Genomic DNA, 25,947 nt, shown 5'->3' on the forward strand with positions numbered 1-25,947 from the left:
CCTCCCCAGACCGGTCTTCACTTCGCAATCAGGGCCTGAAGTGAGCCGACCAGCCGGTCCCGCCCTGGAGTTGTGCCGTTCCTCGACGGAGAGGACGTTTCATGTCCCCCGAGGTACCACCGCCGACCCGACGCGCCGTGCTGCGCGCGGGCGCCTGCGGCCTGCTGGGCGCCGCGGCCGGCGGCTGCGGGTTCCTGCCCGCGAAAAAGCCCGACGCCAGACAGCTCGCCCCGGTCGAGGCGCGCGTCGACGGCGATCTCGTCTACTTCAACTGGGCCGACTTCGTCGACCCGACCGTGTTCAAGGGCTTCGAGAAGGAGTACGGCGTCAAGGTCATCCAGTCGAACTTCGACTCGATGGAAGGCATGGTCGCCAAGCTCAACGCGGGCAACCGCTACGACATCATCTTCCCGACCGCCAAATGGGCCCAGCGACTGGTCCGAGGCGGCCGGCTGCGCCGTATCGATCACTCCCAACTCGCCAACGCAGAGGCCGTGTTCGGCTCCTACGCGTACTTCGCCGACCCCTGGTACGACCCCGGCTCCACGCACACCGTCCCCTTCACCGCGTACAAGACCGGCATCGGCTGGCGGCGGGACCGGATCGGGGAGCTCACCGACTCCTGGCGGGACCTGTGGAGCGAGCGGGCCAAGGGCAAGGTCTTCCTGCTGGACGACCGGGACGAGGTCCTCGGCATGGGTGCCCTCGCGCTCGGTCTCGACGTCAGCACCGGCGACACCGGTGACCTCGACCGGATCACCTCACTGCTGGGCACCTTGCGGCCGCGGCTGCGCGGCTTCTCCAGCGACAGTTACAACAACCTCCTCAACGGCAACGCGCTGATCCAGCAGGCGTGGAGCGGCGACATGGCCGCGATGCTCAACCAGGCCGACGATCCGTCCGTGTTCGGGTTCCAGGCACCCAAGGAGGGCACGCCGATCAACTCCGACTGCTACGCCATCCCCTGGAACGCGCCCCACCCCGGCACCGCGATGCTGTTCATCGACTACATGCTGCGGCGGGAGAACGTGAAGAAGAACATCGAGTACATCGGCTACCCGATGCCGGTCGCCGGCTCCGAGAAGATCTACGCCGATCTGGTCGAGCCGTTCCCCGAGTGCCTGGTCACCCAGGACGACCTCAAGGCCGACGTCTTCTTCCGCAACGGCGGCCGCGGCGCGGAGGACGCCCGCGACATCGCCTGGACCCATGTGAAGGCGGGCTGAGACATGGCACTGCTCCGCCACTCCTCCCGCAAGCGGCGCCGGGACACCAACGGAAACCGGATGTGGCTCTGGTTCATGCTGCCGGGCACCCTGTGGATGACCGGCTTCCTGATCGCCTCGCTGGTCCTGGTCGCGATCCTCGCGGTCGGCACCACCGACGAGCTCGGCAACCCGCGCTTCGGTTTCGACCTCGCCGGCGTACGCGCCCTCGCCGACCCCGCCTACACCGAGGTCCTGGCCCGCTCCCTCGGCTACGCCCTGCTGACCTGCGTGATCTGTCTGCTGATCGCCTATCCGGTGGCGTACACGATCGCCCTGTACGGCGGCCGGTACAAGCACGCGCTGATCGCCGCGATCGTGGTGCCGTTCTTCGCCAACTACCTGGTGCGGATGTACGGCTGGTCGGTGGTCCTGTCCGACGACGGGCCGGTGCTGCGCACGCTGCGCGCGGTCGGTCTGGCCGACGAGGGGACGAAGATCCTCAACAGCGGCTTCGGTGTGGTCGCCGGACTCGTCTACGGCTTCGTCGTCTTCATGATCATCCCGCTGTACGCGGCCCTGGAACGGCTGGACGTCTCCCTCATCGAGGCCGGCCGCGATCTGTACGGCGGCCCGGTCCGCACCTTCTTCTTCGTCACCCTGCCCGCCACCCGGCAGGGCGCGGCGGCCGGGCTCGTCCTGGTCTTCCTGCCCGCGATGGGCGACTTCGTCAGCGCACAGCTCATGGGAGGTCCGGACCAGATCATGATCGGCAACCTCATCCAGGACAAGTTCTTCCAGGGCCAGAACTGGCCGCTCGGCTCGGCGCTCACCATGCTGCTGATGCTGGTCCTGCTGATCGGGATGCTCGGCTATCTGCGGCGCACCCGCAAGGACGAGGCGGAGGCACTGCGATGACCCTGGTCCGCCTGCCCTCCACCACCGCCCCGGCCCGCCCGTCCGTCCGGACGCGCCGACGCCGACGCGCCCACCGCAAGCCCCGTGTTCTCATCGCGGTCACCGGGCTGTTCTTCGCCCTGCTCTACCTGCCCATCGCCGTCGTCGCCCTCTTCTCCTTCAACTCGCAGAAGTCCCTGACCGTGTTCGACGGGTTCAGCCTGCGCTGGTACCGCGCCTTCGTCCACGACGACGTCCTGATCGCCTCCCTGGGCACCAGCCTGCGGATCTCCCTGGTGGCGATGGCCGGCTCGGTGCTCCTCGGGGTGGCGCTGGCCCTCGGTCTGGTCCGCTGCCGCACCCGGCTCGGCTCACTGGCCGGGCTGATCATGCTGGTGCCGCTGATCACGCCGGAGATCGTCACGGGCGTGGCGTCGATGCTGCTGTTCAAGGGCCTGGGCGTGCCCCTGTCCACCGGCACCGTGATGCTCGCCGAGATCACCTTCTCGATCTCGTACGTCACGGTCATCCTGCGCTCCCGGGTCGCCGCGCTGAACCCGGAGGTGGAGGAGGCCGCGATGGATCTCGGCGCCACACGGTGGCAGGCGGTGCGGCTGGTGACCCTGCCGGCGCTGCTGCCCGCCGTGCTCGCCTCCGCCGTACTGATCTTCGCGCTGGTCTTCGACGACTTCGTGCTCGCCTACTTCACCACCGGCGTCGACCCCCAGCCCCTGTCGGTGCGGATCTACTCGGCGATCCGTTTCGGGGTGCAACCGACCATCAACGCGGTCGGCACGCTGATGCTCGCGGGATCCATCGCCCTGATCGCCCTGGCCCTGTTCATCCCGCGCCTCTTCGGCCGCCGCGGCGGCCTCGACATCCTCTCCGGGGAGTGACTTCCATGGACGCGACCCCCGCCGTCCGGCTCGACGGCGTCTCCAAGCAGTTCGCCGACTCCTACGCCGTCCACCGACTCGACCTCGACATCGAGGCCGGCAATTTCTTCTCCCTGCTGGGCCCTTCCGGCTGCGGCAAGACCACCACCCTGCGCATGATCGGCGGGTTCAGCGATCCCACCGAGGGTGCGGTGCTGCTCGCCGGTGAGGACGTGACGGACCTTCCGCCGAACAAGCGCAACGTCAACACGGTCTTCCAGAGTTATGCCCTCTTCGACCATCTGAGCATCGCCGACAACGTCGGCTTCGGCCTCAAGCGCAGCGGCGTCGCCAAGGCCGAGATACGGCAACGGGTCGGCGAAATGCTGGAGCTGGTCCAGCTCGCCGGCCTCGCCGACCGCAGGCCCCGCACCCTCTCCGGCGGCCAGCGCCAGCGCGTCGCCCTCGCCCGCGCGCTGGTCAACCGGCCCGCCGTGCTGCTGCTCGACGAACCGCTGGCGGCCCTCGATCTGAAGCTGCGCCGGCAGATGCAGGTGGAGCTGAAGCAGATCCAGCGCGAGGTCGGCATCACCTTCGTCTTCGTCACCCACGACCAGGACGAGGCACTGACGATGTCCGACCGGATCGCCGTGATGAACGCGGGACGCATCGAGCAGTGCGGCACCCCCGAGGACATCTACGAGCACCCCGCCACCAGCTTCGTGGCCTCGTTCATGGGCACCTCCAACCTGATGACCGGCACCTACCGGGACGGGGAGGTGACCCTGGAGAAGGGCCCCGCGCTGGCCGTCGGCGCCCGTTCCGGCATCGCGGACGGCACCGCGGTGAGCGTCTCCGTGCGCCCCGAGAAGATCTGGCTCTCCGACTTCGAACCGGGCATGTCGATGCAGAGCGGGGTGATCCGCGAGACCGTCTACAGCGGCCCGACCACGACCTATCTGATCGAACTCGCCCCGGGCGTCACGCTGTCGGTGCTGGAGCAGAACACGGCCCGTGCCCGCATGGAGGACCGCTGGAGCGGCGGCGAGACGGTGGAGTTCGGGTGGCGGCCCGAGCACTGCCTGGTCCTGGCCTGAGCGCCTCTGACGGAAGAAAGCGAAACCCATGCATCACGATGTGATCGTGCTCGGCGCCGGTCTCGCGGGGCTCGCCGCCGCCCGGGACCTGGCCGACGCCGGCACCGACGTGCTCGTCCTGGAGGCCCGGGACCGCGTCGGCGGCCGGGTCGAGCAGACCCGCACACCCGACGGCCGTACCGTCCAGCTGGGCGGTGAGGTCGTCGGCCACGGGCACACCGCCTATCTCCGGCTCGCCAAGGAGCTCGGCCTCGAACTGATCCCCAGCTATGTCGACGAACCCGGCCGCATGACGCGTGCCACCCCGGAGGGGCTCTCGGCGGGCGATCCGCCGCACTGGTTCGGACCCGGTGACGCGGCCCTGCACGAGCGCCTTGGCGCCGAGTTCAGCGCCCTCGCGGCCACCGTCGACTCCGAGGACCCGTGGTCGCATCCGGACGCGACCGCCCTGGACCGGCTGTCCGTCGCCGACTGGCTGCGCTCGCGCGAGGCCACACCCGCGGTGGTACGGCTGTGGGACATCGGCCAACTCGCCCTGGCGGGCGGCTCGTACGAGCGGATCTCGCTGCTGGCCGCGCTGCGCAAGAGCGCGGCGGTACCCGGCTCCGGCACGGGCGACTACGACTACGACGACTGGGAGGGGCTGCGGCTCGCGGAGGGTTCGGCGACGCTCGCCGAGGTCCTGGGCCGGGTGCTGGGTCCGCGCATCCGGCTGGGCTCGCCCGTCGCCGCGCTGGACATCCGCCCCGGCCGTTGTGCCGTACGTCTGGTCACCGGTGAGGTCTTCACCGCCGGCGCGGTGGTGAGCGCCCTGCCCGTCGGCCCGCTGCGGTCGGTCGCCGTCAGTGGTGTCAGCGAGGCACGGCTCGCCTCGCTGCACCGGCAACGGCAGGCGACGGCCGCGAAGTTCGCCGCGGTCTACGACCGTCCCTTCTGGCGGGACGCCGGTCTGAACGGCCTGTCCGAGGCGGAGGGAGTGCTGGGCAGCACCTGGCCGCAGAACGAGGGCGTCCTGTCCGCGCTGATCCCACCCGAGCGCTACGGCGTCCTGCTAGGCACCCCGCCCCAGCTGCGCACGCCCGAACTGCTCGCCGAGATGGCCGGCATGTTCGGCGACGAGGCGCTGCGGCCCAGCGCCTGCCATCTGCGGCTGTGGGGCACCGACCCGTGGACGCAGGGGTACGTCACCCAGTGGCCGCCGGGCGAGGTCATGGCCGTCGGCCCGCTGCACGGCACCCATGAGCCGCCGTTCTACGTCTGCGGCTCCGACCAGTGGGTCGCCGGATACATGGAGGGCGCCGTCCGCACCGGCCGCGCCGCCGCCGAGGAGGCGCTGCGCCGTGGCTGACACCGACCGTCTCAACCACATCGGCGGCAAGGAGGTGCCGGCCGCGTCCGGTGCCACCCTGCCGCTGATCGATCCGGCCACCGGACTCCCCCATGGCACGGCCCCGCTCTCCGGCGCCGAGGACGTCGACGGGGCCTGCCGGGCGGCCGAAGAGGCCTTTCAGGGCTGGTCGTCGACGACTCCGGCGCAGCGGCAGGCGGCGCTGCTGCGCATCGCCGACGCCGTGGAGCGGGAGGCCGAGGCGGTGACGCGCGCCGAGGTGACCGACACGGGCAAGCCGCGGGCCTTGTTCCTCGGGGACGAACTGCCCGCGATCGTGGACGTGTTGCGGTACTTCGCCGGCGCCGCCCGCAACCTGCCGGGCGCCGCGGCGGCCGAGTACACGCCGGGTCGCACCTCGGTGCTGCGCCGCGAGCCGGTCGGTGTCTGTGCTCAGATCACGCCGTGGAACTACCCGCTGATGATGGCCGTCTGGAAGATCGCCCCAGCCCTCGCGGCCGGCAACACGATCGTCCTGAAGCCGTCCGACACCACTCCGTCGTCGGCCCTGCTGCTCGCCCGGCTGGCCGCCGAACACCTGCCGCCCGGTGTGCTCAACGTGGTGTGCGGGGACCGCGACACCGGGCGCGCCCTCGTCGCCCACCCGCAGGTCAGGCTGGTGGCCGTCACCGGCAGTGTCCGCGCCGGGCAGGAGATCGCCGCGGCCGCGGCCGCCGACCTCAAGCGGCTGCATCTCGAACTCGGCGGCAATGCCCCCGTGTTGATCCACGCGGATGCCGATCTCGACGACGCGGTCGAGCAGTTGTCGTCGCTCGCCTTCTACAACGCCGGGCAGGACTGCACGGCCGCGACCAGGATCCTGGTCGACCGGCGGATCCACGACACCTTCCTCGCCCGCTTCGCCGAACGGGCGGCACAGCGTCGACCCGGAGGGCAGAGCGACGCGGACGCCGACTTCGGGCCGCTGGCCAACTCCGCTCAACTCGCCTCCGTACGCGGCCTGTTGGAACGGCTCCCCGACCGTGCCGAAGTCGTCACGGGTGGCGCGGCCCTGGACCGGCCCGGCTACTTCCACCAGGCCACGGTGATCGCCGGGGCCCGGCAGGAGGACGAGATCGTGCAGAGCGAGGTATTCGGCCCGGTCGTCACCGTCCAGCCGTTCACCGAGGAGTCCGAGGCCTTCCAGCTGGCCAACGGCGTCACGCAAGGTCTCGCCGCGAGCGTGTGGACCCGTGACCACGACCGCGCCATGCGCGCGAGCCGTGCGCTGCGGACCGGCATCGTCTGGGTCAACACCCATGGCACGACGGTGTCGGAGATGCCGCACGGCGGGGTGGGCCACTCCGGCTACGGCAGCGACCTCTCCCTCACCGGGCTGCTCGACTACACACAGGTCAAGCACGTCATGCTGTGACGGCCGCCGGCACCGGGCGGCCCGCTCTCACAGCTTGGCGCCGAAGGCCTGCGTCCACCAGGGGCCGCCCGAGCCGTCATGGATGCCGATGCCGATGTCCTTGAACGAGCAGTTGAGGATGTTGGCACGGTGGCCGGGGCTGTTCATCCAGGAGTCCATCACGCTCTCCGGGGTCTGCTGGCCCATCGCGATGTTCTCGCCGTAGGTGGACCAGCGGTACCCGGCCGCGGTGATGCGCTGGCCGGGGTCGGCGCCGTCCGGGTTCGTGTGGTCGAAGAAGTCGCGGGCGGCCATGTCCTCGGAGTGGCCCTGTGCGGCCTTGTTCAGCAGGGAGTCCTCCGCGAGCGGACCGCAGCCGGCGTTCGCCCGCTCCTTGTTCACCAGCGCGACCACCTGCCCGATGGTGTCGGTCGGCGCCGACTGCGGCTGGGGTGCGCTGGTCGCGGTCCGCGTCGGCCGAGGGGTGGGCCGGGGAGTGGGCGTGGCCTTCTTGGTCGGTTTGGGGGATGCGGAAGGGCTTGCCTTCTTCGACGGCGAGGTGGACGGCGACGGGGACTTGGATGCGGGCGCCGAGGTCTCCACGGGACCGGACGCCGACAGTTCCGCCACCGGGGCGCCGGCGGTCCGCGCGGCGGTCGGCTCCTCGGTCCCGGTACCGGGGTCGGAGTCGAAGTACCAGAATCCGCCACCCGCGACGCAGGCCGCCACGACGGCGCCTCCGACGGCCCGGCGCTTGTTACGCCGACGACGACGGGCCTCGCCACGGGAGACCGCCCGGCCACGCGCGGCCCGGTGCCCGGCCGTCGTACCCGAAGCTGCGTGACCCGAGGCCTCGCTCACCAGAGAGGCCGAGCCGACCGGGGCCATCCCGCCGGAGCTGGACAGCACTCGCTCCAGCAGTGCGGGCGCCGCGGCGACCAACGCGAGACCGGCCAGGAGCCCTTCGGCGGGCAGCAACCCGCTCCACAAACCGGAGCAACGCGCGCAACCACGGGCATGTCTGGCTATTCGCTTGCGCCACAGTGCCGAGGGCCGACTGTCCCAGGACGCGAGAAGGCCTTGCAGTTCCTCGCATCGGGGCCGCGCGTCGAGCGCCCGTACCACCACCCGGGCCGCCTCCAGCTGCGCCTTCATTCGCTGCACCCGTACCGCCGTGTGCTGCGGCGACAGCTCCAGGGCCGCGGCGACCTCGGTCCGGGTCAGCTCGCCGGCGCACTCCAGCCACCACAGCGACAGCAGCCCCCGGTCGTCGGGCTCCAGCCAGCGGGTGGCGCGTGCCGTCTCCTGACGCTGGCCGGACAACTGGAGCTGCACCAGGGTCAGATCCACGAAGTCGGCGCCCGGATCGGCGAGGTCCTCGGCCTCCTCCACGCCGCCCGGGGCGGACTGCCGGTCGTGCCAGTGCGCCCTGACCTGGTTCATCGCGATGGCCACGAGCCAGGAGCGGAAACTCTCGGGGCTACGCAGACCGCCGAGCGCGTCCAGCGCCCGGAGCATGGTCTCCTGCACCACGTCGTCGACGTCGACGGAGCCGTTCAGAGCCCTCCCCACAATGTTGTAGACCAGCGGGAGGTACGCACTGACCAGGGCGTCCTGGGCCTCCGGGTCGCCGCTGCGGGCGGCGTTCACCAGTGCCGCGAGATCCCTCGTGCGCTCTGTACTCATCAAAACTTCCCTGTCCTCGACGCCGAACGATGCTGTCCGATACCTGGGAGATCGCTCGGTGGACCGTGGATAACAGTTCTTCGGAGATGCTTCGGACGCTTGTTCCCCGAGAGCCTCACGAGGGCCGACCGGCCGCGCAATGGGGAACGTCACATCGGCGTGAACATCAAGGCAGTTGGAAGCTTCGGAACGTACGGGTATGAGAGTGAATGCCCTCGCTCGTCCCCTCGATGCGCAGCGCGCGGGATGCGGGCGGCGGGTGCGTACGGCGACCGCGGCGAGCAGTGCGACGGGCAGCAGGGCCAGGCCGAGACAGGAGACGCAGAACAGTCCGGAGTCCGCTACGGCCCTTGCTTGACGATCTTCATCGTGAAGTGCGACGTGACGTTCTTGATGCGCGGGATCGTCATCACCCGCCCGCTCAGGAACGCCTCGTACGCGGCCAGGTCGGCGACGGCCACGCGCACGAAGTAGTCGGGGCTGCCGAACAGCCGCCGCAGCTCCAGCACTTCCTCGGCCTGCGCCAGGGTCTCCTCGAAGCGCGCGACCGTCTCCGCGTCCTGCGCCTCGAGGCTGAGGTCGATCAGCACCTCGAAGGACCGGCCCACCGGCACCGGGTCGATCACAGCTCGGTAGCCGCGGATGACACCGTCGGCCTCCAGCCGTTGCACCCGGCGCAGACACGGCCCGGTGGTCAGCCCGACCCGCTGGGCCAGCTCCACGTTGGTCAGTCGTCCGTCTCGCTCCAGCTCGGCAATGATTGCCTTGTCGATGGCATCCACGACAATAATATTGCCCCAGGAGTGTCCCACCGAGCAATATTCGCAACCAAATGCCACGGCTCCTACGGGACGATGGAGCCGTGGAACAACACGCACCGACCCGCACGGCCGTACGCCCGCCCCAGATACCCGCGCCCGCCCGCCGAACCCGGATCTCCCAGGGCGTCCGCGACTCCTTCTCGGCCGGACTGGGCATCTTCCCGCTGGGCATCGCCCTCGGTCTGCTGATCGTCCAGGCCGGACTGCCGTGGTGGCTCGCGCCCGCCCTGTCGCTGGCGGCGTTCGCCGGCTCCCTGGAGCTGCTGCTCGTGGGGATGCTCGCCGCCGTCACACCGCTGACCGCGGTGGCGCTGACCGTGCTCGTGGTCAACTTCCGGCACGTCTTCTACGCCTTCTCCTTCCCGCTGCACCTGGTCAGACACCCGGTGGCCAAGGCGTACGCCGTGTACGCGATGATCGACGAGGTGTACGCGGTCAACGCCTCCCTCCCCGAGGACGAGCGCTCGGCGCCCCGGCTGCTGGCCATGCAGATCGCGTGCGAGGCGTACTGGGTGGGCGGTGGCCTGGTCGGCGTCGCGCTCGGCTCCTTTCTGCCCGCCCCGGTCCACGGCCTGGAGTTCGCGCTGTGCGCCCTGTTCACCGTGCTCACCCTCGACGCGTTCCGCTCCCGCGAGGAGCTGCCGTCCCTGCTGATCGCCGCGTCGAGCGTGACCGTGGCCCTCGTCCTCACTCCGGGGATGGCCATGTTCACGGCGCTGCTGCTGTTCGTCGGACTGCTCCTGGTCCGCCATGCCGTCACCGCCCGCGACACCGCCGAGGAGACCGCGCATGCCTAGCACCTCGTATCTCGTCGCGGTCGTGGCGATCGCCTTCGCCGTCACCCTCACCCTGCGCGCCGCCCCCTTCGCCGTACTCGGGCGGCTTCGCGACTCGGCGGTCGTGCGGCGGCTGGCGGTGTGGATGCCGGTCGGGATCCTCGCCATCCTCGCGGTGACCGCGCTGCACGGCACGATCACGACCGACCCGCGCGGCACGTGTTACGCGCTGCTCGCCGTCGCCGTGACCGTCGGCACCCACCTCTCCTTCGGCCGCCGCACCATCGTGAGCGTCGGCGCCGGCACCGCCGTCTACGTCGTCCTGCTCAACACCCTCTGAACACCCCTTGGAGAAGCGCCCGTTGACCCCCGACAGCTACTTCGAAGCCATCGACGACCGCCGCTACAAGCCGACGCCCCACGCGGGCGGGGCCTGGGATCCGGACGAGCAGCACTTCAGTCCCCTGGGCGGGCTCGTCGTCCACGCCATCGACCGCCACCGGGCGAGCGGACCGGACGACGGTCTGGTCCTCTCCCGGATCAGTTACGACATCCTGGGGCGCCTCGCCCTCGACGAGTGCGAGATCGAGGTGGAGACCGTCCGCCCGGGACGGACCATCGCACTGCTCGAAGCGGTCGTACGGATAGCCGGCCGTCCGGTGGTCCGGGCCCGCGCCTGGTTCCTGGCCCGGATCGACACCGCCGCGGTCGCGGGTGGCGCCGACGAGCGCCTCACCCCGCCGGAGTCGCTCGGCCCGTGGCCGATGACCGAGGTCTGGCCAGGCGGCTACATCGCCTCCCTGGACGTCCGGCCCGTGGCACCGCCCCGGCCGGGCCGCACGACCGCCTGGATCTCCACACCCCTGGCGCTGGTGGCCGGCGTCCCGGTCAGCCAGCTCGCCTCGTATCTCGCGCTCGTCGACACCGCCAACGGCATCGCCGTGCGACAGTCGCCCACCGCCTGGATGTTCCCCAATGTCGATCTGACCGTCCACCTGCACCGCCAACCGCACGGCGCCTGGACCGGACTGGACACCACGGTCTCCTTCGGCCCTTCCGGTCAGGGCCTGACCAGCACGGTTCTGCACGACGCCGACGGCCCGGTCGGACAGGCACAGCAGATCCTCACCGTCCGCCCCGCACCGGGGATGTGACGACCGGTCGGCTGTCAATGTTGTGCACTTTGTTGACGATGGTAGCTACAGAGCCTAATTTCGCGGTGTCCTTCCCCCCGGTCTAGGGAGACCGCGATGTCCCCGTCCCCCGCCGCATCACCGACACCGTCCACACCCTCCGAGCGAATCCGGCAGCTGCGCAGAGTCGCACTGTCCGGATTGCTCGGGACGGCCGTGGAGTTCTACGACTTCCTCGTCTACGGCACGGTAGCCGCGCTCGTCTTCGGCGAACTGTTCTTCCCGGGCGCCGACCCCGCCGTCGGCACGATCGCCGCGTTCGGCACCTTCGCCGCCGGTTACTGCGCCCGGCCGCTCGGCGGCATCGTCTTCGGGCACTTCGGCGACCGGCTCGGCCGCAAGTCGATGCTGCTGCTCACCATGGGCCTGATGGGCGGCGCCAGCTTCCTCATCGGCCTGCTGCCGACGTACGACACGATCGGCATCTGGGCGCCGGTCCTGCTGATCGCCCTGCGCGTCCTGCAGGGCATCGCCATCGGCGGTGAGTGGGGCGGCGCCACCCTGATGGTCGTCGAGCACGCCGGGGAGCGGCGCCGCGGTCTGTGGTCCAGCTTCACGCAGATGGGAGCACCGCTCGGTTCCCTGCTGTCCTCGGTCGTCGTCACCCTCGTGGTCGCCATGCCCCGCGACCAGTTCACCGCCTGGGGCTGGCGCGTGCCGTTCCTGCTGAGCGTGGTGCTGCTGGGCGTAGGCCTGTTCGTCCGGCTCAAGGTGGTCGAGAGTCCGCTGTTCGCCGAGGTGAAGAAGAACCGCGCCGAGTCCCGGCTACCGATCCTCGACGTCCTGCGGCGTCCCCGGGCCCTGCTGCTGGCCTGCTGCGTCGGCATCGGCGCCTTCACCGCCCAGTCCCTGCTGACCAGTTACCTGATCGCGTACGCCACCGGCATCGGCTACGCCCGTTCCCAGGTGCTCACCGCGCTCACGGTCTCCGCCGCCGTCGCCCTCGTCGTACTGCCCTGCGCCTCCGCGCTCTCCGACCGCGTCGGCCGCCGCCCGGTCGTCCTCACCGGCGCGGTCCTCTCGGCCGCCACCGCTTTCCCGGTCCTCGCACTGGTCGACTCCGAGTCCCCGGGTGCGCTGATCCTCGCCGTCGTCATCGGCCACGGCATCGCCCAGTCCACGATGTACGGCCCGCTGGGCGCCCTGCTCACCGAGATGTTCGGCACCCGGGTCCGCTACACCGGCGCGTCCCTGGGCTACCAGGGCGCGACCCTGGTCGGCGCCGGCTTCTCCCCCATGATCGCCGGAAGCCTGGTCGCCGGGAGCGGCAACGGCACGCCCGTCGCGCTGCTGATCTGCGGCGGCTCCCTCATCACCGCGCTGACCGTCTGGTTCGTGCGCGAGACCAGCCGTACGTCCCTCTCCGGTCCCGCCGCCGAACTCCCCACCACCCCCCGCACGGAGGAGATCACCGCATGACGACCGGCACCCGCACGGCCTTCGCGGCAGCCCTCGCCCTCGCCGTCACCGCGCTCCCCGGCTCGGCCGTCGCCGCGGCCCCCGCCCCCACCCACGTGGACGTCGAACTCCCTTCCGGGGCGACGTACATGATGGACGTGCCCGCCGACTGGAACGGCACCGTCCTGCTCTTCAGCCACGGCTACACCCCCGGCCCCGCCAACCCCGCCCGGGACGTCACGGACGAGGCCACGAAGGCCCTTCTCCTGCAGCGGGGCTACGCCCTCATCGGGTCCTCCTACGCCACCACCGGCTGGGCGGTGACGGACGCGGTCCCCGACCAGATGGCCACCCTCGCCGCCTTCACCGAACGCTTCGGGCCTGCCTCCCGCACCATCGCCTGGGGGCAGTCCTACGGCGGCCTCGTCACCACCGCCATCGCCGAGCGCCACCCGGAGCGGATCGACGGCTCGCTCTCCCTGTGCGGTCTCGTACACGGCGGCGTCGCCAACTGGAACAGCACCCTCGACCCGGTCTTCGCCCTCAGGACCCTCGTCGCGCCCGACGCCGACATTCCGCTGGTGAACATCGCGGACCAGCGGACCGCGGCCGACGCGGCCAACACCCTGACGACCGCGGTCGACACGGCCCAGTCGACGCCCGCCGGACGGGCACGGATCGCCCTGGCCGCCGCCCTGCACAACATCCCGGGCTGGAACCAGCCGACGCAGCCCCGGCCCGCGACGACCGACTGGGACGCCCAGCAGTCCCATCAGTACGAAGCGCTCAAGGGGTTGGTGAAGCTGCCCGCCTTCAGCTGGCGGCAGGAGGCCGAGTCCCGGGCCGGCGGCAACATGTCCTGGAACACCGGGGTCGACTACGCGAAGCTGCTCGGGAGGTCGTCGGTCCGCAAGGAGGTGACCGAGCTGTACAAGGAGGCCGGCCTCTCCCTGAAGGCCGACCTCGCCGCCCTCAACCGCGCCCCGCGCGTCAGTGCCGACCCGGCTGCCGTCGCGTGGATGGCGAGCACCAGCTCCTTCACGGGCGAGCTGACAAAGCCGCAGCTCACCGTCCACACCACCGGCGACGCCCTCATCCCCGTCCAGGCGGAGAGCGCCCTGAAGCGGGCCGTCACCGCCGCCGGATCGGCCTCACGGCTGCGGCAGGCGTACACCGACAACGCCGGCCACTGCACCTTCAGCCCCGCCGAACAGCTCGCCGCCCTGGACACGCTGGAGGACCGCCTGGACACGGGCAAGTGGGTCGGCACCGACCCGGCCGCCCTCAACTCCCGTGCCACGAAGGCCGATCCGACGACACCTGCCCGCTATGTGCCGTACCGCCCCACCGCGTACCCCCGTCCCTACGACCTCGCCCACCCCGCCGACGGCCGATGAAGCCGTACGGCCGCCCGCCGCGCCCCCGGCGGGCGGCCGTACCCTTGCCACCGTGGAGGACGACGACATCCTGGACGGTCAGGACACCTCGGAGGGCCCGCAGCCGCGCCCGCAGTCGCTCATGCTCGCCTTCTTCGGCAACCATGCCCTGGAGGAAGGCGACCTGGGCGTCTACTCGGGCAGCATCATCGACGTGCTCGGCCGCGTCGGGGTCGGTGAGCAGGCCGTACGCTCCACGCTGACCCGCATGGTCAACCGGGGTCTGCTGCGCCGCCAGCGCGAGGGCCGCAAGATGTTCTTCGGTCTGACCCCGCAGGCGACGCGCGTCCTCCAGGACGGCCGCGCCCGCATCTGGCAGCAGGGCGCGGTCAACGACGACTGGGACGGCTCCTGGACCCTGCTCGGCTTCTCCCTGCCCGACTCCTGGAAGCGACAGCGCCACGATCTGCGCTCCCGGCTCACGTGGTCCGGATTCGGCGCGCTCTACAGCGGGCTGTGGATCGCTCCGGGGAGCGTCGACGTGGCCGGCATCGTCTCGGAGCTCGGCCTCACCGACCACGTCAAGATCTTCCACGCGCAGGCCGACGTGGCCACCGACATCGAGCTGATGGTCCGCGACACCTGGGACCTGGAGAGCATCGCCGCCCGTTACGTCGTCTTCGACAAGCGCTGGACCGCGCATCTGGACGCCGGGGCCGGGGACGATCCGATCGGCACCCGGCTGCGGCTGGTCAGCGAGTGGTTGTGGACCATCCGTGCCGATCCCAGGCTCCCGGCCCGCCACCTTCCCCCGGAGTGGCCGGCCCGGCCCGCGCAGGAGACCTTCCGGCGCGTCGCCGACCACACCGCCGGGCCCGCGGGGCAGATGGCCCGCGAACTGCTGGAGACCACCCCGCTGCGGTGAGCGATCGGCGACGCCTCGGGTCCCTCAGCCCCGATCGTCCGGTCCGGGGTGCCCCTTCCACCGGTAGGTGGCGAAGGAGCCGGCCGGCACCGTCACCACGAACTTCTGGCCGCCCACGGCGATCCGGACCCTGCTGTCGGTGCCCGCGCTGTTGCCGAGGACGGCCACGTAGGTGCCCTTGCCGGAGCGGTACACCACGTTGCTGACGCCCTTCTCCGCGGCGCTCGACTCCAGGCGCACATCGCCGGGCGAAAGGTACTTGGCGAACTGCCCGATCCCGTACAGCTCGTCGCGGACGCTGAAGTCCTTGGTGGCCGTGTTCACCTTCACCAGCCGGTCCGGCCACTTGGTGGTGGCGGCCACCTCGTCCCAGTCGATGTCGTTGTCGCGTGACGGCGTCCAGTGCAGGGTCCCGCCGTCCTGGTCCGTGGTCTGGGCCCAGAGGATGTAGGAACTGGCGTCCAGGCGGAAGTCGTCGAGGACGGTCGAGGGCGAGAGATCGCTGGTCTCGGTCACATGGACCGGTTTCCCGGTCTGCTCGCGGGCGTCGCGCATCACACTCGCGTCACCCCAGTAGGGGTGGAAGGCGATCGCGTCCGCCGCCCGCCGCACCTGCTCTCCGGTCACGGAGCCGGCCGGGGCGTCCTCGAAGATGCGGTGGTAGTTCTTGGTCGCCGTGCTGTTGGGGTCGCGCCAGTCCCAGAAGTTGAAGTCATGGACATACAGCTGGGTGTTCAGCCGGGCGGCACGCAGTTCACGCTTGATCGCCAGGGCCAGCTTCTGCTGCTGGGCGACGCTGATGTCCATCGCCGGGTAGACGACGTCCATGCCGGGCTCGTTCAGCAGGGTCAGCGCGTCGACGCGCACTCCCTGCCTGGCGTACGCCTGGACGTACTTGACGTAGTAGCGCGCGAACACCTCGATGCAGTCGTCGCGCAGCTTGCCCACCTGGTAGTGCTCCGTGGTGCCGCCGGGCTTGAGTGCCACCTCGCCGGTGAACCGGTTGTTGGTCTTCATCCAGGCCGGGGCGCTCCATGCGGAGGCGAAGAAGGTGGCCCTGGGGTTGTACCGCTGGATGAGCTTGATCGTTTCGATGATGTGCAGGTCGATGTCCCGCCGGATGGAGAAGTGCTTCAGGCCGAAGTCCTCGGTGACTCCGGCGGGCAGGTCGTCCAGCGACCAGAACGGCAGGTGTTCGATGAGATCGGGACTGCCGATCGTGAGGCGGAAGCGGTCCATGCCCGCGCCGCGCTCGGGGTCGACCAGCAGCCGTACGGCCTTCTCGCGCTCGGCTGGCGTGAGCTTCCACAGGTTGGACACGCTCGTCTCGTCCAGGGAGAAGCCGACCCCCGCGTACTTCTGGCGAGCGGCGCCGGGATCGACGACCACGGTGGCATCGACGGTGCCGCCGTGATCGGTGCCCGTCCGGACGATCGGCAGTTGCTGCCATGCGTGCGCGGCACCGGTGGAGTAGGTACCGGTGACGACCTGGCCTTGCGCGGCCTGACCCGTGCCGATCAGTGCGGACAGCGTCGTGACCGCGACGGCCGCGAAGGTGGTGAGGGGACGTCTCACAGCTGCTCCTGGACTCGTGGGGGGGCCAGCAGTGCGGGGCTGAGCGGGACTTGCGATCCAAGCAATGCCCGTACACTTAAGTCAAGGCGTGAAGAAAGCCTCTTGCGCTGAGCCGTCACGAACCTGGACCGAGGGGCACGTTCCTTCAGCTTGTCCGGCCGCCCCGCGGCTGCCTCCGGACCGTGCCCGGCGCCCGCCGGTTACCCTCAGGCGGCCCCGCTCCGGCGTTTACGCATCCACCACACACCACCACCGAGCACCAGCACGGCCGCGACGATGCCCACGGGCACGGCAACGGGCATGCCGTCGTCGTCCTTCGAGTCGTCCGCCCCAGGCTCCGCGGAGGTCTTCTCTGCGGCGGGCCCGCCCGACGTCGTGCCCGACGAAGGAGCGGCAGTGGTCGGGGCCTCCGTGGGAGTGGGGCTCACCGACTCGGCGCCGGGGGCCGCCGCCTTCAGCGCGAGGCGGGGCGCGGGATGACCGTGCCCGTGACCGTCGCCCTCGGCCTCCTCCTCCAGCTCGATCCAGCGGTCGACCTTGCCGTCGCTGTAGCTCTGGAGGGTCTTGAAGACCACTTCCTTCGTATCCGGCAACTGCCGTACGGTCACGACGTACTCGACGTCCTCACCCACGGCCGGCTTCGGCCCGGACACCGTGTAGCCCCGGCTGGTGGGGGCGAACTTCCACCCCTTGGGCCCTTCTTCGTAGGTGACGTCCTGCGGGCCGATCCCCTCGGGCAGGATCACCTCCAGTTTGCTGATCCCGGCCGTGCCGGACTCAGACTCCGCGGAGAAGGTCAACTCGACGTTCCGGTCGAGGGCCCGGGCTCCCTCGGCCTCCACCTCCGTGTGCGCCGCCGCGGGTACCGCCGTGGCGAGGGCCACGGCGAGGGCGACCGAGGTGAGGACGCCGGCACGGCGCAGGCTGCCTGTCAGGGTGGAGCGGGACACGGACGACTCCCTTGTACGCAGGACGTGGCGGAACGGCCGGCGAACGGCCTCTTCTTCACACAAGTCGGATGAGGACCCGGGTGAGTTCCCGGGCACCCAGGAGATTTTCGCCGGTGCCGCGTGGGCTGGACGGATGAAAGCAGTCTGCTCCATAAGAAGTCCCCGGAGCGGGTGTTGGGCGGATCACTGATCGACTCCTCGATGATCTTCGCGTCGGCGCTCGGCCGGCGCTGAGACGAGGAGTGGTCCGATGTCGGATCGTATGGCTTCCCGGAGACGGTCGAACCGGCGGCACAGCAGGTGGGCCGCCGTCTGTGCGAGCGTCGCGCTGTCGCTGACGGCCGGCGTGCCCGGTGTGGCGACCGCGTCCGACCGCCCCGTATCGCCGCGACCGCCGCTCAGGGTCCTCGACGTCCCCGCGGCGATGGCCGGAGGGCTCCTCCACCCGGACGCTTCGCCGGCCGGGGCGAACGACTGGTCCTGCCGGCCCACACGCAAGCATCCGCGCCCGGTCGTGCTGCTGCACGGCTCGGCGGCCAACCGCTTCAACAACTGGAGCATGCTGTCCCCGTGGCTGAAGCGTCAGGGCTACTGCGTCTTCGCGCCCAACTACGGCGGGGTTCCGGGCAGTCCGTTCCAGGCCACCGGTCCCATCGCGCAGTCCGCCAAGCAGGTCGCCCGTTATGTCGACCGTGTGCTGAAGGCCACCCGTACCCGCCAGGTCGATCTCGTCGGCCACTCCCAGGGTGGCGGCCCGACCCCTCGCTGGTATCTGCGGTTCGAGGGCGGTACGAATCCGGCGCACCCGAAGCGGAACAAGGTGCGCGGCCTCGTCGCCCTCGCTCCGTCCAACCACGGCGGGGACATCTCCGGCATCGGCAGGCTGACCACGAAGCTCGGTCTCAACCCGACCATGTCCGCCCTCGTCGGCCAGGCCTGGTCGGATCAGATGGCCGGCTCCGAGATGAACCAGAAGCTGGACCGGGACGGCGACACCCAGCCCGGAGTCCGCTACACCGTCATCGCCACCCGGTACGACGAGTTCGCCACCCCCTACCCCAAGAACTTCCTGACCGCGGGACCTGGCGCGACGGTACGGAACATCCTGATCCAGAACGTCTGCCGACAGGACGTCTCCGACCACCTGTCGCTGGCGTACGACACCAACGCCGCCCAACTCGTGAGCAACGCCCTCGACCCCGCGCACGCAACGCCCGTGCGCTGCGGTCTGACGCTGCCCCTCCTCGGCGGCTGAGAACGTGCCGGTGGTGGCGTCCCTCGCGGGTGGGGGGCGCCTCCGTCGACGACGCTCAGCGATTCAGCACGATCAGGACCGCGGCGCCGAGGAACGCCACTCCACCGGTCGGCAGCATGAGGTACGGCGCCCTGCGGTGCTTCGGGGTGAACACCCGTGCCGTGTCCGGCCGTTCGGGCAGATAGACCACGGGCACATGAGTCCCGGTGGCGAAACCGAGGCCGGTCCCGGTCGCCTGGGGGCGGAACCTGACCCGGCGCCCTTGCCGGTCGGTGTACTCGATCACCGGCGTCCAGGGGTCCTCCGACGAGACCCGCTCCTGGTCCACGACGACGCCCTCGGCGTGCACGCCGTCCCGGAGCAGCAGACGCATCAGCCGGTGCTCGCGGACGCCGGCCCACAGACACAGGACCCCCGCTAGGACGCTCAGCACGAAAGCGACCGTTTCTCCCATGGGCCACCCGTCTCCCTCAGCCCGGCGCACGTCCGGCGCCGGTGTCACCATCAGACGACGCGGATGACACCCCGATGGTTCACTGAATGCCCTCCCGCGTGGCTCGAGCGGTCAGTTCCCGCTCGGCGACCGCCCTGAAACCGTTCGGCGGGCGGCCCGTCACGCGCCGGACGGTGTCGGTGGTGCGGTCCTCGTCGCCCTCGGCGATGGCACGGTCCATGTCGGCCAGCATCGTGGCGAACTCCGGCGGTATCACCGCGGCGAGCCGGTCCCGCATGTCGTCGTAGGCCAGATGGCGGTGGGCCACGGGCCGGCCGGTGACCTCGGTGACGATCGCGGCGACGTCGTCGTGACTGAGCGCCTCCGGACCGGTCAGGATCAGGTCGGTGTCGGGCGCCTGCTCGTCCGTCAGGGCGTGGACCGCCACGGCGGCGATATCGTCGGCGTCGACGAACCCGACGCGTCCCTTTCCGGTCGCGGTCCGGATGACGCCGTGCTCGCGGATGCCGTCGGCGTGGGTGTGCGCTCCGGTGAAGTTCTGCATGAACCACGACGGCCGCAGCACCGCCCACTCGTCGAACAGGCCGGGCAGCGCCCGGTGCACCTCCCCCACCGCCGGACCGCCCGCGGGGATCGCCGAGGAGCTGAGCAGTATCGCGCGCCGCACGCCGGCGGAGCGCGCCTGCCGGAGGAAGGGCAGCATCACCGAGGCGGGCTCCGGGTCACCGATCGGCGGCACGAGGTAGACACGGTCGGCTCCGTCGAGGGCGTCGCCATGGGTGGCGGGGTCGTACCAGTCGAATCGGACCGCGTCCGCGCCGGGCACCGGGGTGGCGCGTCGGCCGGCGGCCCGCACTCGCCGACCGGCGGCGCTCAGCCGGGCGGCCGTGCGGCTGCCCGTGGTGCCGGTGGCGCCGATGACCAGGGTGGTGCGGGCGGAGGTCATCGGGAGGCACTCCCGGTGAAGTCCGCGCCGGGTTCGCTGACGGCGAGGGGGTTCCAGTAGTCGCGGTAGGAGGTGAACTGCCCGTCCTCGACGGTCACGACGGCGATGTACTTCATGTCGAAATCACCGCCGGTCTCGACCATGCGACCCACGCCGCGCATCTCGACCACGACGGTCGCGGGGTCGGTCGTCTCGTGGATCCTCAGGTCGGGGAAGTCGTGCAGGTCGATGTGGTCGGGGTAGCCCCGCATGTAGGAGGCGATGGCCTCCCGGCCCTCGAGCCGCTCGGGCCAGCCGGGCGGCGCGAACGGGAACTCCATGACGCCGTGCTCGGTCCACAGGCCGACCCAGGCGGCGATGTCCTTGTCCAGCAGCAGCCGCAGGCTGTGGCGGTACAGGTCTGACGGTGAGGTGGTCGCGGGCATGAGTGTCTCCTTGCCGTACGATACGGACCAGCGGTCCGGTTCACCCGCAACAATACGGACCGCTGGTCCGCATCGCAACCGGAGGAGCCCATGACCGAGCGCAAGCCCCGTAAGGACGCGGTCCGTAACCGGGCGGCCGCCTTCGCGGCGGCCGACACCCTGTTCACCGAGTGCCGAAGCCCCGAAGAGGTCACCATGGCGGACATCGCGGCGGCGGCCGGCGTCGGCAAAGGGACCCTCTTCCGCGCCTTCGGCGACCGAACGGGCCTGATCCGCGCGCTGTACGCCGCGCGCCTCGAGCCCCTGAGGACCGCCGTCGGGGAGGGCCCACCACCGCTGGGTCCCACGACACCGCCGCTGAAGCGCGTACCGGCGCTGCTCGACGCCGTTCTGTGCTTCAAGCTCGACAACCGCCATCTCGCGCTGGCCCTGGAGGGCAACGGGGCGGACAGCCCCTATCTCACGGAGCACTACGAGGGCTGGCACACCCTGCTCCGGGACCTCCTGGACCGGGTCCCGGGTGTGGCCGAGAGCGACTTCACCGCCCACGCGCTGCTCGCGGCCACCCGGGCCGACCTCGTCGAATACCTGGCCGGGGTGAAGGGGGTGCCGCGGGAGGAACTGCGGGGACAGCTGGCGAAATTCAGTGCCGGGGTGCTCGGCAGCGAGGCGTGAATCGGTCCTCCGCGCCCGGTCAGTGACCGTTGCACCAGGCGCACGGCGCGCCGTCCGGATCCGGCCCCCTCTGATGGGCCTGCAGGGCGGCGCTCGCCAGCGTCATGAGCAGGTCGATGTCCGAATCGCAGTCCAGGTGGATGGTGACCCAGTGCGAGTCGGGCACCAGCCGGACGGCCGTCGAATTCTTCAGCTCGTCCTGGAAGCGGCGGATCGTCCTGGCCGTGAGATGCAGGTCGACGTTGTGGTCCGAGTGGAAGTGCACGATCTCGGCGCCGGCCGAGCACAATGCCCGGCCGGTGCCACAGCTGGGCGGGGCCTCCGAGAGGTCGGGCCAGCTCGCCAGTTGCGTCATGGCATGTAAGGCCGTGGTCATGACCCCATCATCGTGCGCTCACCACCCGGACACCTAGGCGCGAGCAAGCCGTAACCGGAACGCGGAGACGGACCGCTTTTGCACGACCTGTACCGATACGGCATCGGGGCGCCGAGCCGGCTCCGCCACCACTGGCTGCCGCCGTCGGCCGCCCCGCGACGGCGCCCCGCGCCATACGCTCCCGGTGGCTAGCGAGCCACCGCGTTGGCGCCCGCCTGCGCGAACTTCTCGTCCAGGGCCCCGGACGGAGCGCCCGCGACGCCGATGCCGGCGATCGGCGCGTCGCCGGCGGTGACGGGGACGCCGCCCGCGAGGAACAGCGTGCCGGGGATGTCCTTCAGGTTCGGGGCCTGCTCCAGCCGCTCGGCCAGCTGGGAGGTGGGGGCGTTCCAGGAGACCGCGGTGTAGGCCTTGCGCTCGGCGGACTCGTAGGACTGCGGGCCGGCGCCGTCGCCGCGCAGGGTGACGATCGTGTTGCCGTTGCGGTCGACGACGGCGACCGTGACGCGCTGGTTCTCCTTCTCGGCGGCGTCGAGCGCGGCCTGCGCGGCCTTGGTGGCGGCGTCGATCGTCAGGTGGGTGGTGGTGGCCCTGGCCGGGGCGGCGGCGACGGTGGTCGGCTTCGTGACGGGCGCCGAGGCGTTCGCGGACACCGCGCCGAACCCCGCCAGGGCGACGACGGCGAGCACGGCACCGCCGGTGGCGACACGAGCGCGGCGGGAGAACTTCTTGTGCACGGGGTTCATGGGTCGGTCGACTCCTTCGGTGGGCGGGCGGCCCGGTTGCCGCCCCGCTTCGTCCGCTTTCCACCCTCGGCCTTGAACGGGCCCCGCACGGTCGACGTTCCGGCTCGCTCCGGGCGCCGGGAAGGACGACACCGGGGTCATCCGTTCGGTTGACCTGCCCGGCCCTCGCACCGGGTCACAATGGAGGTGTTTGCCCAGTTCAGCGCAGGCGGGCGGAAGGGAGGCGAGCCCCTGATGGGGAACCGGCCGTACGAACCGAGCACCGTGGACAGCCGGTGGCTCGGCTTCGTCATGCACGCGGCGTTCTTTCTGCTGCTCGGCGGAGCACTGGCCCGATTCGTGCTGCGCCATCCCGGCGAACCGCGTATGCCCTGGATCATCGCGCTGTGCGTCGTGCTCGCCGTGCTGCATCTGCTGGGCCCCAGGACCGGTGACGCGGGACCTTCGCCCACCCGGCGGCACTCGGCCTGGCTGGCGCTGGTCGTCGTGGTGTGGATGGTCCTGGTCGTGCTCGCGCCCAGCTTCGCCTGGTGCGCGGTGCCCCTCTTCTACACCGGTCTGCGCACGCTGCCGACCCGCGCGGCCCTCGTTCTGGTGGTGGTCCTGACCGCGTTCGTCGTCGCCGCGCAGGTGCAGCTCGCGGGCCGCTTCGACCCGAACCTGGTCCTGGCGCCGCCCGCCGTCGCCGCCCTCGCCACGGCCGTCTTCCTCCAGATGGAACGGCACACCGCACGCCAGCGCGTCCTGATCGACGACCTGATCCGCACGCGCCACGAACTCGCCGCGTCCGAGCGCCGCGAGGGCACCCTCGCCGAACGTCAGCGGCTCTCCATGGAGATCCACGACACGCTCGCCCAGGGCCTGTCCAGCCAGCAGATGCTGTTGCAGGCGGCGGACCGGGTGTGGGACACCGAACCGGACAAGGCCCGCGTCCATGTCCGCACCGCCGCGTCCGTCGCCGCGCACAACCTCGCCGAGGCCCGGCGCTTCGTGCACGACCTCGCCCCCACGGACCTGGTGGACGGCGGCCTCGACCAGGCGCTGCGTGCCCTGGCCGCGCGGGAGTCCGGCGGGCACCTCACCGTCCGCGTCCACATCGACGACGACGGACGCCTCCCCCGGCTGCCCGACCGCGTCCAGTCCGCGCTGCTGCGCATCGCCCAGGGCGCCCTGGCCAACGTCCGCGAGCACGCGGCCGCCACGCACGCGGCCCTCACGCTCACCCGCCTCGACGACGGGGTCGTCCTGGACGTCTCCGACGACGGCCATGGCTTCGACCCCGCCGCCCTGCCCGGCTCGCCCGGTGCGGAGCGCGGACACGGGCTGCCCGCCATGCGTGCCCGGCTGCACGCGCTCGGCGGCACCCTGACCGTCGACTCCACGCCCGGCGAGGGCACCGTCCTGTCCGCCGCCGTCCCCCTGGAGGCACCCCGATGACCGCCGACACCGCACCCGTACGCACTCTGGTGTGCGACGACCATGCCGTCGTACGGGCCGGGCTGCTCGCGCTGCTCGACAGCGCCCCGGACATCGAGGTCGTCGGCGAGGCCGGCACCGGCGAGGAGGCGCTGGCACTGGCCGCGAAACTCGCCCCCGACGTGGTGCTGATGGATCTGCAACTGGGCGAGGGCATCGACGGCGTGGAGACCACCCGCCGCCTCACCTCCACCCCCGGCACCGCCACCCGTGTCCTGGTCCTGACCACGTACGACACCGACGCCGACATCACCCGCGCCATCGAGGCGGGCGCGACCGGCTATCTGCTCAAGGCCGAGCGCCCCGAGGAACTCTTCGCCGCGATCCACGCCGCCGCCGAGGGCCGTCCCGCCCTGTCCGCTCCGGTCGCCGGCCGTGTGATGGCCAACCTGCGCCGGCCCCGCCCCACCCTCACCGACCGCGAACGCGACATCCTCGCCCAACTCGCCCGCGGCATCGGCAACCGCGACATCGCCCGCGCCCTGTACATCAGCGAGGCCACGGTCAAGACCCATCTGCGCCGCATCTACGACAAGCTCGGCGTCGACACCCGAGCGGGCGCGGTCGCGGTGGCGAAGGAACAGCGCCTGCTGCCGTGAGAGGTGACCCGCGGTCAGGGTCACCGGGCCGGTCGTGTGTGAGTCGTGCAGGTCGAAACTCGTAGGGATCAAGGGCTTGTAGCCCCGATTTAACGAGGGTTATTTTAACCGTCACTCGAAGCCGGGTCCCGGCTGCTGAGAGCCGCTCCCTGCGCGTTCGCGCACGCCGACTAGGGGTACAGCCATGCCTGTTGACAAGCTTCAGATGTCCCGACGGGGTTTCCTCGGTCTCGGGGTCGCGGCCGGTGTCGTGACCCTCACCGCGTGCGGATCCTCCAGCAGCGGATCCAGCGGGGGGCCGCTCGTGATGACGGTGTGGGGCGGCGACGCCGACCGCAAGGCGTACCAGGCCCGCATCGACCTGCTGGTGAAGAAGTTCCCGGAGCTGAAGGTCAAGCTCCAGCTGATCCCGAGCGACTCGTACCCGCAGAAGGTCCAGACGATGATCGCCGGCGGCAACGGGCCGGACATCATGCAGGTCGCCGAGAGCGTCAACACGTACTCCAGCAAGAGCCAGTTGCTGCCGCTCGACGATCTCGCCAAGAAGGCCGGCCTCGACACCGAGCAGCGGTTCGGCTCGGTCGGCTCCATCTACACGTACCAGGACGAGCTCTTCGCGATACCGGACCGGTCCGGCGCGATGATCGTCTACTACAACAAGGAGCTGTTCGAGAAGAAGGGCATCAAGGCGCCCACCGCGGAGTGGACTTGGGACGACGCGCTGGACGCGTTCAAGGAGCTGACCGTCCCCGGCAAGCAGTGGGGCTACGGCGGTGCCGGCTGGTGGCCGCAGTGGTGGAGCTTCGTCTACCAGAACGGCGGCGCCATCATCGACGACAACGGCAGACCCGCGGTGGACAGCGACGAGGCGGTCGAGGCCCTGCAGTGGGCCGGCGACCTGGTCTTCAAGCACAAGGTCGTGCCCAGCGCGAAGGACTACGCGGACATGGGTGCCGACATCGGCGGCGACCAGGCCTTCGCCAACCAGAAGGTCGCCGTCAATGCCACCGGGTTCTGGGCCATCGCCGGTCTGACCACGACGAAGTTCGCGTGGGACATCGCGCCGATGTGGCGAGGCGAGAAGCAGGCGGTGTCGGCGTTCGGCAGCGGCCTCGCCGTCTCCCGCAGCTCCAAGCAGGCCGACAACGCGTTCAAGGCGATCGACTTCCTCACCTCACCCGAGGCACAGAAGGTGATCATCTCCTCCGGCGAGGACGTACCGGCCAGCCTGGAGGTACAGAAGAGCGAGGCGTTCCTCAAGCCCGAGTGGATGAAGACGCAGGTGGACATGGGGGTGTTCGCCGAGTCGAGCGAGTTCGTCTTCCGGGCGCCATTCATCCCCGAGTGGAACGAGATGCAGGCGGCCATCGAGAGCGGGCTCGCCGACTTCTGGCTCGGCAAGGAGCGGAGCGCCAAGAAGGTGCTGACCGCGCTTCAGAAGAACCTCGAGTCCCTCATCAAGTCCGCGGGATGACCGGCG

Annotated in this window: 26 protein-coding genes; 17 read left to right on the forward strand and 9 right to left on the reverse strand. The window is 70.7% G+C overall.

What is annotated here, in order from left to right; genetic code table 11:
• Positions 1 to 101: 101 nt before the first annotated feature.
• The 6 genes from ACFQ6S_RS10165 to ACFQ6S_RS10190 are packed head-to-tail and all read left to right on the forward strand — an operon-like array spanning position 102 to position 6,836.
• Entirely contained in the window at positions 102 to 1,226 is a 1,125-nt protein-coding gene (locus ACFQ6S_RS10165; protein ID WP_383405745.1) for a spermidine/putrescine ABC transporter substrate-binding protein, read from the forward strand.
• A gap of 3 nt (positions 1,227 to 1,229) precedes the next feature.
• Positions 1,230 to 2,123, forward strand: a complete 894-nt coding sequence (locus ACFQ6S_RS10170) for an ABC transporter permease (protein WP_383405747.1) — start codon at positions 1,230 to 1,232, stop codon at positions 2,121 to 2,123.
• Positions 2,120 to 2,998 (forward strand): ABC transporter permease, encoded by an 879-nt coding sequence (locus tag ACFQ6S_RS10175; RefSeq protein WP_383405749.1) that lies wholly within the window; start codon positions 2,120 to 2,122, stop codon positions 2,996 to 2,998. The genes ACFQ6S_RS10170 and ACFQ6S_RS10175 overlap by 4 nt, the downstream gene beginning before the upstream one ends.
• 5 nt (positions 2,999 to 3,003) lie before the next feature.
• Positions 3,004 to 4,074: an ABC transporter ATP-binding protein gene (locus ACFQ6S_RS10180; protein WP_383405751.1), complete on the forward strand. Its 1,071-nt coding sequence runs from the start codon at positions 3,004 to 3,006 to the stop codon at positions 4,072 to 4,074.
• Positions 4,075 to 4,102: 28 nt separating this feature from the next.
• Positions 4,103 to 5,422: a flavin monoamine oxidase family protein gene (locus ACFQ6S_RS10185; RefSeq protein WP_383405753.1), complete on the forward strand. Its 1,320-nt coding sequence runs from the start codon at positions 4,103 to 4,105 to the stop codon at positions 5,420 to 5,422.
• Complete coding sequence (locus tag ACFQ6S_RS10190; RefSeq protein WP_383405755.1) at positions 5,415 to 6,836, forward strand: aminobutyraldehyde dehydrogenase; 1,422 nt, start codon at positions 5,415 to 5,417, stop codon at positions 6,834 to 6,836. Before ACFQ6S_RS10185 ends, ACFQ6S_RS10190 begins: the two co-directional genes overlap by 8 nt.
• Positions 6,837 to 6,863: 27 nt before the next feature.
• Here the strand turns inward: ACFQ6S_RS10190 and ACFQ6S_RS10195 are convergent, their stop codons facing one another.
• Positions 6,864 to 8,501 (reverse strand): sigma-70 family RNA polymerase sigma factor, encoded by a 1,638-nt coding sequence (locus ACFQ6S_RS10195; RefSeq protein ID WP_383405757.1) that lies wholly within the window; start codon positions 8,499 to 8,501, stop codon positions 6,864 to 6,866.
• 341 nt (positions 8,502 to 8,842) lie between these two features.
• Positions 8,843 to 9,283 (reverse strand): Lrp/AsnC family transcriptional regulator, encoded by a 441-nt coding sequence (locus ACFQ6S_RS10200; protein WP_383405759.1) that lies wholly within the window; start codon positions 9,281 to 9,283, stop codon positions 8,843 to 8,845.
• Between the two features lie 80 nt (positions 9,284 to 9,363).
• On the opposite strand from ACFQ6S_RS10200, the gene ACFQ6S_RS10205 reads away from it, so the two are divergent.
• From ACFQ6S_RS10205 to ACFQ6S_RS10230, 6 genes are all read left to right on the forward strand, one after another.
• Positions 9,364 to 10,119, forward strand: coding sequence for an AzlC family ABC transporter permease (locus tag ACFQ6S_RS10205; protein ID WP_383405761.1), 756 nt, complete (start codon positions 9,364 to 9,366; stop codon positions 10,117 to 10,119).
• The gene (locus ACFQ6S_RS10210; protein ID WP_383405763.1) at positions 10,112 to 10,438 is read left to right on the forward strand and encodes a branched-chain amino acid transporter permease; all 327 of its coding nucleotides are present in this window, start codon (positions 10,112 to 10,114) and stop codon (positions 10,436 to 10,438) included. Before ACFQ6S_RS10205 ends, ACFQ6S_RS10210 begins: the two co-directional genes overlap by 8 nt.
• A gap of 22 nt (positions 10,439 to 10,460) precedes the next feature.
• Positions 10,461 to 11,252 (forward strand): thioesterase family protein, encoded by a 792-nt coding sequence (locus ACFQ6S_RS10215; protein ID WP_383405765.1) that lies wholly within the window; start codon positions 10,461 to 10,463, stop codon positions 11,250 to 11,252.
• Positions 11,253 to 11,348: 96 nt separating this feature from the next.
• Positions 11,349 to 12,710: an MFS transporter gene (locus ACFQ6S_RS10220; protein ID WP_383405767.1), complete on the forward strand. Its 1,362-nt coding sequence runs from the start codon at positions 11,349 to 11,351 to the stop codon at positions 12,708 to 12,710.
• Entirely contained in the window at positions 12,707 to 14,086 is a 1,380-nt protein-coding gene (locus ACFQ6S_RS10225) for an alpha/beta hydrolase family protein (protein ID WP_383405769.1), read from the forward strand. The genes ACFQ6S_RS10220 and ACFQ6S_RS10225 overlap by 4 nt, the downstream gene beginning before the upstream one ends.
• Before the next feature lie 52 nt (positions 14,087 to 14,138).
• A complete protein-coding gene (locus ACFQ6S_RS10230; protein WP_383405771.1) occupies positions 14,139 to 14,990 on the forward strand; it encodes a PaaX family transcriptional regulator C-terminal domain-containing protein in 852 nt (283 codons plus the stop codon).
• A gap of 24 nt (positions 14,991 to 15,014) precedes the next feature.
• Here the strand turns inward: ACFQ6S_RS10230 and ACFQ6S_RS10235 are convergent, their stop codons facing one another.
• Together ACFQ6S_RS10235 and ACFQ6S_RS10240 are read right to left on the reverse strand one after the other, a co-directional pair.
• The gene (locus ACFQ6S_RS10235) at positions 15,015 to 16,565 is read right to left on the reverse strand and encodes a glycoside hydrolase family 30 beta sandwich domain-containing protein (RefSeq protein WP_383405773.1); all 1,551 of its coding nucleotides are present in this window, start codon (positions 16,563 to 16,565) and stop codon (positions 15,015 to 15,017) included.
• A gap of 206 nt (positions 16,566 to 16,771) precedes the next feature.
• Positions 16,772 to 17,515: a DUF1775 domain-containing protein gene (locus tag ACFQ6S_RS10240; RefSeq protein WP_383405775.1), complete on the reverse strand. Its 744-nt coding sequence runs from the start codon at positions 17,513 to 17,515 to the stop codon at positions 16,772 to 16,774.
• 250 nt (positions 17,516 to 17,765) lie between these two features.
• Between ACFQ6S_RS10240 and ACFQ6S_RS10245 the strand changes: the two genes are divergently transcribed.
• Positions 17,766 to 18,770 (forward strand): esterase/lipase family protein, encoded by a 1,005-nt coding sequence (locus ACFQ6S_RS10245; RefSeq protein ID WP_383405777.1) that lies wholly within the window; start codon positions 17,766 to 17,768, stop codon positions 18,768 to 18,770.
• A 55-nt stretch (positions 18,771 to 18,825) separates the two neighbouring features.
• On the opposite strand, the gene ACFQ6S_RS10250 is transcribed toward ACFQ6S_RS10245, so the two are convergent.
• From ACFQ6S_RS10250 to ACFQ6S_RS10260, 3 genes are all read right to left on the reverse strand, one after another.
• Positions 18,826 to 19,224 (reverse strand): DUF3592 domain-containing protein, encoded by a 399-nt coding sequence (locus tag ACFQ6S_RS10250; RefSeq protein ID WP_383405779.1) that lies wholly within the window; start codon positions 19,222 to 19,224, stop codon positions 18,826 to 18,828.
• 79 nt (positions 19,225 to 19,303) lie between these two features.
• Complete coding sequence (locus tag ACFQ6S_RS10255) at positions 19,304 to 20,170, reverse strand: NAD(P)H-binding protein (RefSeq protein WP_383405781.1); 867 nt, start codon at positions 20,168 to 20,170, stop codon at positions 19,304 to 19,306.
• Positions 20,167 to 20,595: a nuclear transport factor 2 family protein gene (locus ACFQ6S_RS10260; RefSeq protein WP_383405783.1), complete on the reverse strand. Its 429-nt coding sequence runs from the start codon at positions 20,593 to 20,595 to the stop codon at positions 20,167 to 20,169. Before ACFQ6S_RS10260 ends, ACFQ6S_RS10255 begins: the two co-directional genes overlap by 4 nt.
• Positions 20,596 to 20,685: 90 nt before the next feature.
• Between ACFQ6S_RS10260 and ACFQ6S_RS10265 the strand changes: the two genes are divergently transcribed.
• On the forward strand, positions 20,686 to 21,270 hold the full coding sequence (locus ACFQ6S_RS10265) for a TetR/AcrR family transcriptional regulator (RefSeq protein WP_383405784.1): 585 nt from the start codon (positions 20,686 to 20,688) through the stop codon (positions 21,268 to 21,270).
• A 19-nt stretch (positions 21,271 to 21,289) separates the two neighbouring features.
• Here the strand turns inward: ACFQ6S_RS10265 and ACFQ6S_RS10270 are convergent, their stop codons facing one another.
• Positions 21,290 to 21,646 carry a luciferase family protein gene (locus tag ACFQ6S_RS10270; protein ID WP_383405786.1) on the reverse strand — a complete coding sequence of 119 codons (357 nt, stop codon included), beginning with the start codon at positions 21,644 to 21,646 and terminating at the stop codon, positions 21,290 to 21,292.
• Between the two features lie 188 nt (positions 21,647 to 21,834).
• Complete coding sequence (locus ACFQ6S_RS10275) at positions 21,835 to 22,392, reverse strand: heme-binding protein (RefSeq protein ID WP_383405788.1); 558 nt, start codon at positions 22,390 to 22,392, stop codon at positions 21,835 to 21,837.
• A 234-nt stretch (positions 22,393 to 22,626) separates the two neighbouring features.
• Here ACFQ6S_RS10275 and ACFQ6S_RS10280 point away from each other — a divergent pair, with 234 nt between their 5' ends.
• From ACFQ6S_RS10280 to ACFQ6S_RS10290, 3 genes are all read left to right on the forward strand, one after another.
• Positions 22,627 to 23,829 carry a sensor histidine kinase gene (locus ACFQ6S_RS10280; RefSeq protein WP_383405790.1) on the forward strand — a complete coding sequence of 401 codons (1,203 nt, stop codon included), beginning with the start codon at positions 22,627 to 22,629 and terminating at the stop codon, positions 23,827 to 23,829.
• The gene (locus ACFQ6S_RS10285) at positions 23,826 to 24,467 is read left to right on the forward strand and encodes a response regulator (protein WP_383405792.1); all 642 of its coding nucleotides are present in this window, start codon (positions 23,826 to 23,828) and stop codon (positions 24,465 to 24,467) included. The genes ACFQ6S_RS10280 and ACFQ6S_RS10285 overlap by 4 nt, the downstream gene beginning before the upstream one ends.
• Positions 24,468 to 24,651: 184 nt before the next feature.
• A complete protein-coding gene (locus tag ACFQ6S_RS10290; protein ID WP_383405795.1) occupies positions 24,652 to 25,941 on the forward strand; it encodes an ABC transporter substrate-binding protein in 1,290 nt (429 codons plus the stop codon).
• Positions 25,942 to 25,947 lie beyond the last annotated feature (6 nt).

The sequence above is a fragment of the Streptomyces sp. NPDC056479 genome, assembly GCF_042795335.1.
Taxonomy (GTDB): domain Bacteria; phylum Actinomycetota; class Actinomycetes; order Streptomycetales; family Streptomycetaceae; genus Streptomyces.

Excerpts from the sequence above, each read along its gene's own strand:
- ACFQ6S_RS10210 (WP_383405763.1), top strand. The coding sequence starts at position 10,112 with ATGCCTAGCACCTCGTATCTCGTCGCGGTCGTGGCGATCGCCTTCGCC.
- ACFQ6S_RS10275 (WP_383405788.1), bottom strand. The coding sequence starts at position 22,392 with ATGAACCCCGTGCACAAGAAGTTCTCCCGCCGCGCTCGTGTCGCCACC.
- ACFQ6S_RS10245 (WP_383405777.1), top strand. The coding sequence starts at position 17,766 with ATGTCGGATCGTATGGCTTCCCGGAGACGGTCGAACCGGCGGCACAGC.
- ACFQ6S_RS10255 (WP_383405781.1), bottom strand. The coding sequence starts at position 20,170 with ATGACCTCCGCCCGCACCACCCTGGTCATCGGCGCCACCGGCACCACG.
- ACFQ6S_RS10285 (WP_383405792.1), top strand. The coding sequence starts at position 23,826 with ATGACCGCCGACACCGCACCCGTACGCACTCTGGTGTGCGACGACCAT.
- ACFQ6S_RS10290 (WP_383405795.1), top strand. The coding sequence starts at position 24,652 with ATGCCTGTTGACAAGCTTCAGATGTCCCGACGGGGTTTCCTCGGTCTC.
- ACFQ6S_RS10250 (WP_383405779.1), bottom strand. The coding sequence starts at position 19,224 with ATGGGAGAAACGGTCGCTTTCGTGCTGAGCGTCCTAGCGGGGGTCCTG.
- ACFQ6S_RS10220 (WP_383405767.1), top strand. The coding sequence starts at position 11,349 with ATGTCCCCGTCCCCCGCCGCATCACCGACACCGTCCACACCCTCCGAG.
- ACFQ6S_RS10270 (WP_383405786.1), bottom strand. The coding sequence starts at position 21,646 with ATGACCACGGCCTTACATGCCATGACGCAACTGGCGAGCTGGCCCGAC.
- ACFQ6S_RS10175 (WP_383405749.1), top strand. The coding sequence starts at position 2,120 with ATGACCCTGGTCCGCCTGCCCTCCACCACCGCCCCGGCCCGCCCGTCC.
- ACFQ6S_RS10265 (WP_383405784.1), top strand. The coding sequence starts at position 20,686 with ATGACCGAGCGCAAGCCCCGTAAGGACGCGGTCCGTAACCGGGCGGCC.
- ACFQ6S_RS10225 (WP_383405769.1), top strand. The coding sequence starts at position 12,707 with ATGACGACCGGCACCCGCACGGCCTTCGCGGCAGCCCTCGCCCTCGCC.
- ACFQ6S_RS10260 (WP_383405783.1), bottom strand. The coding sequence starts at position 20,595 with ATGCCCGCGACCACCTCACCGTCAGACCTGTACCGCCACAGCCTGCGG.
- ACFQ6S_RS10180 (WP_383405751.1), top strand. The coding sequence starts at position 3,004 with ATGGACGCGACCCCCGCCGTCCGGCTCGACGGCGTCTCCAAGCAGTTC.
- ACFQ6S_RS10165 (WP_383405745.1), top strand. The coding sequence starts at position 102 with ATGTCCCCCGAGGTACCACCGCCGACCCGACGCGCCGTGCTGCGCGCG.
- ACFQ6S_RS10195 (WP_383405757.1), bottom strand. The coding sequence starts at position 8,501 with ATGAGTACAGAGCGCACGAGGGATCTCGCGGCACTGGTGAACGCCGCC.
- ACFQ6S_RS10170 (WP_383405747.1), top strand. The coding sequence starts at position 1,230 with ATGGCACTGCTCCGCCACTCCTCCCGCAAGCGGCGCCGGGACACCAAC.
- ACFQ6S_RS10280 (WP_383405790.1), top strand. The coding sequence starts at position 22,627 with ATGGGGAACCGGCCGTACGAACCGAGCACCGTGGACAGCCGGTGGCTC.
- ACFQ6S_RS10185 (WP_383405753.1), top strand. The coding sequence starts at position 4,103 with ATGCATCACGATGTGATCGTGCTCGGCGCCGGTCTCGCGGGGCTCGCC.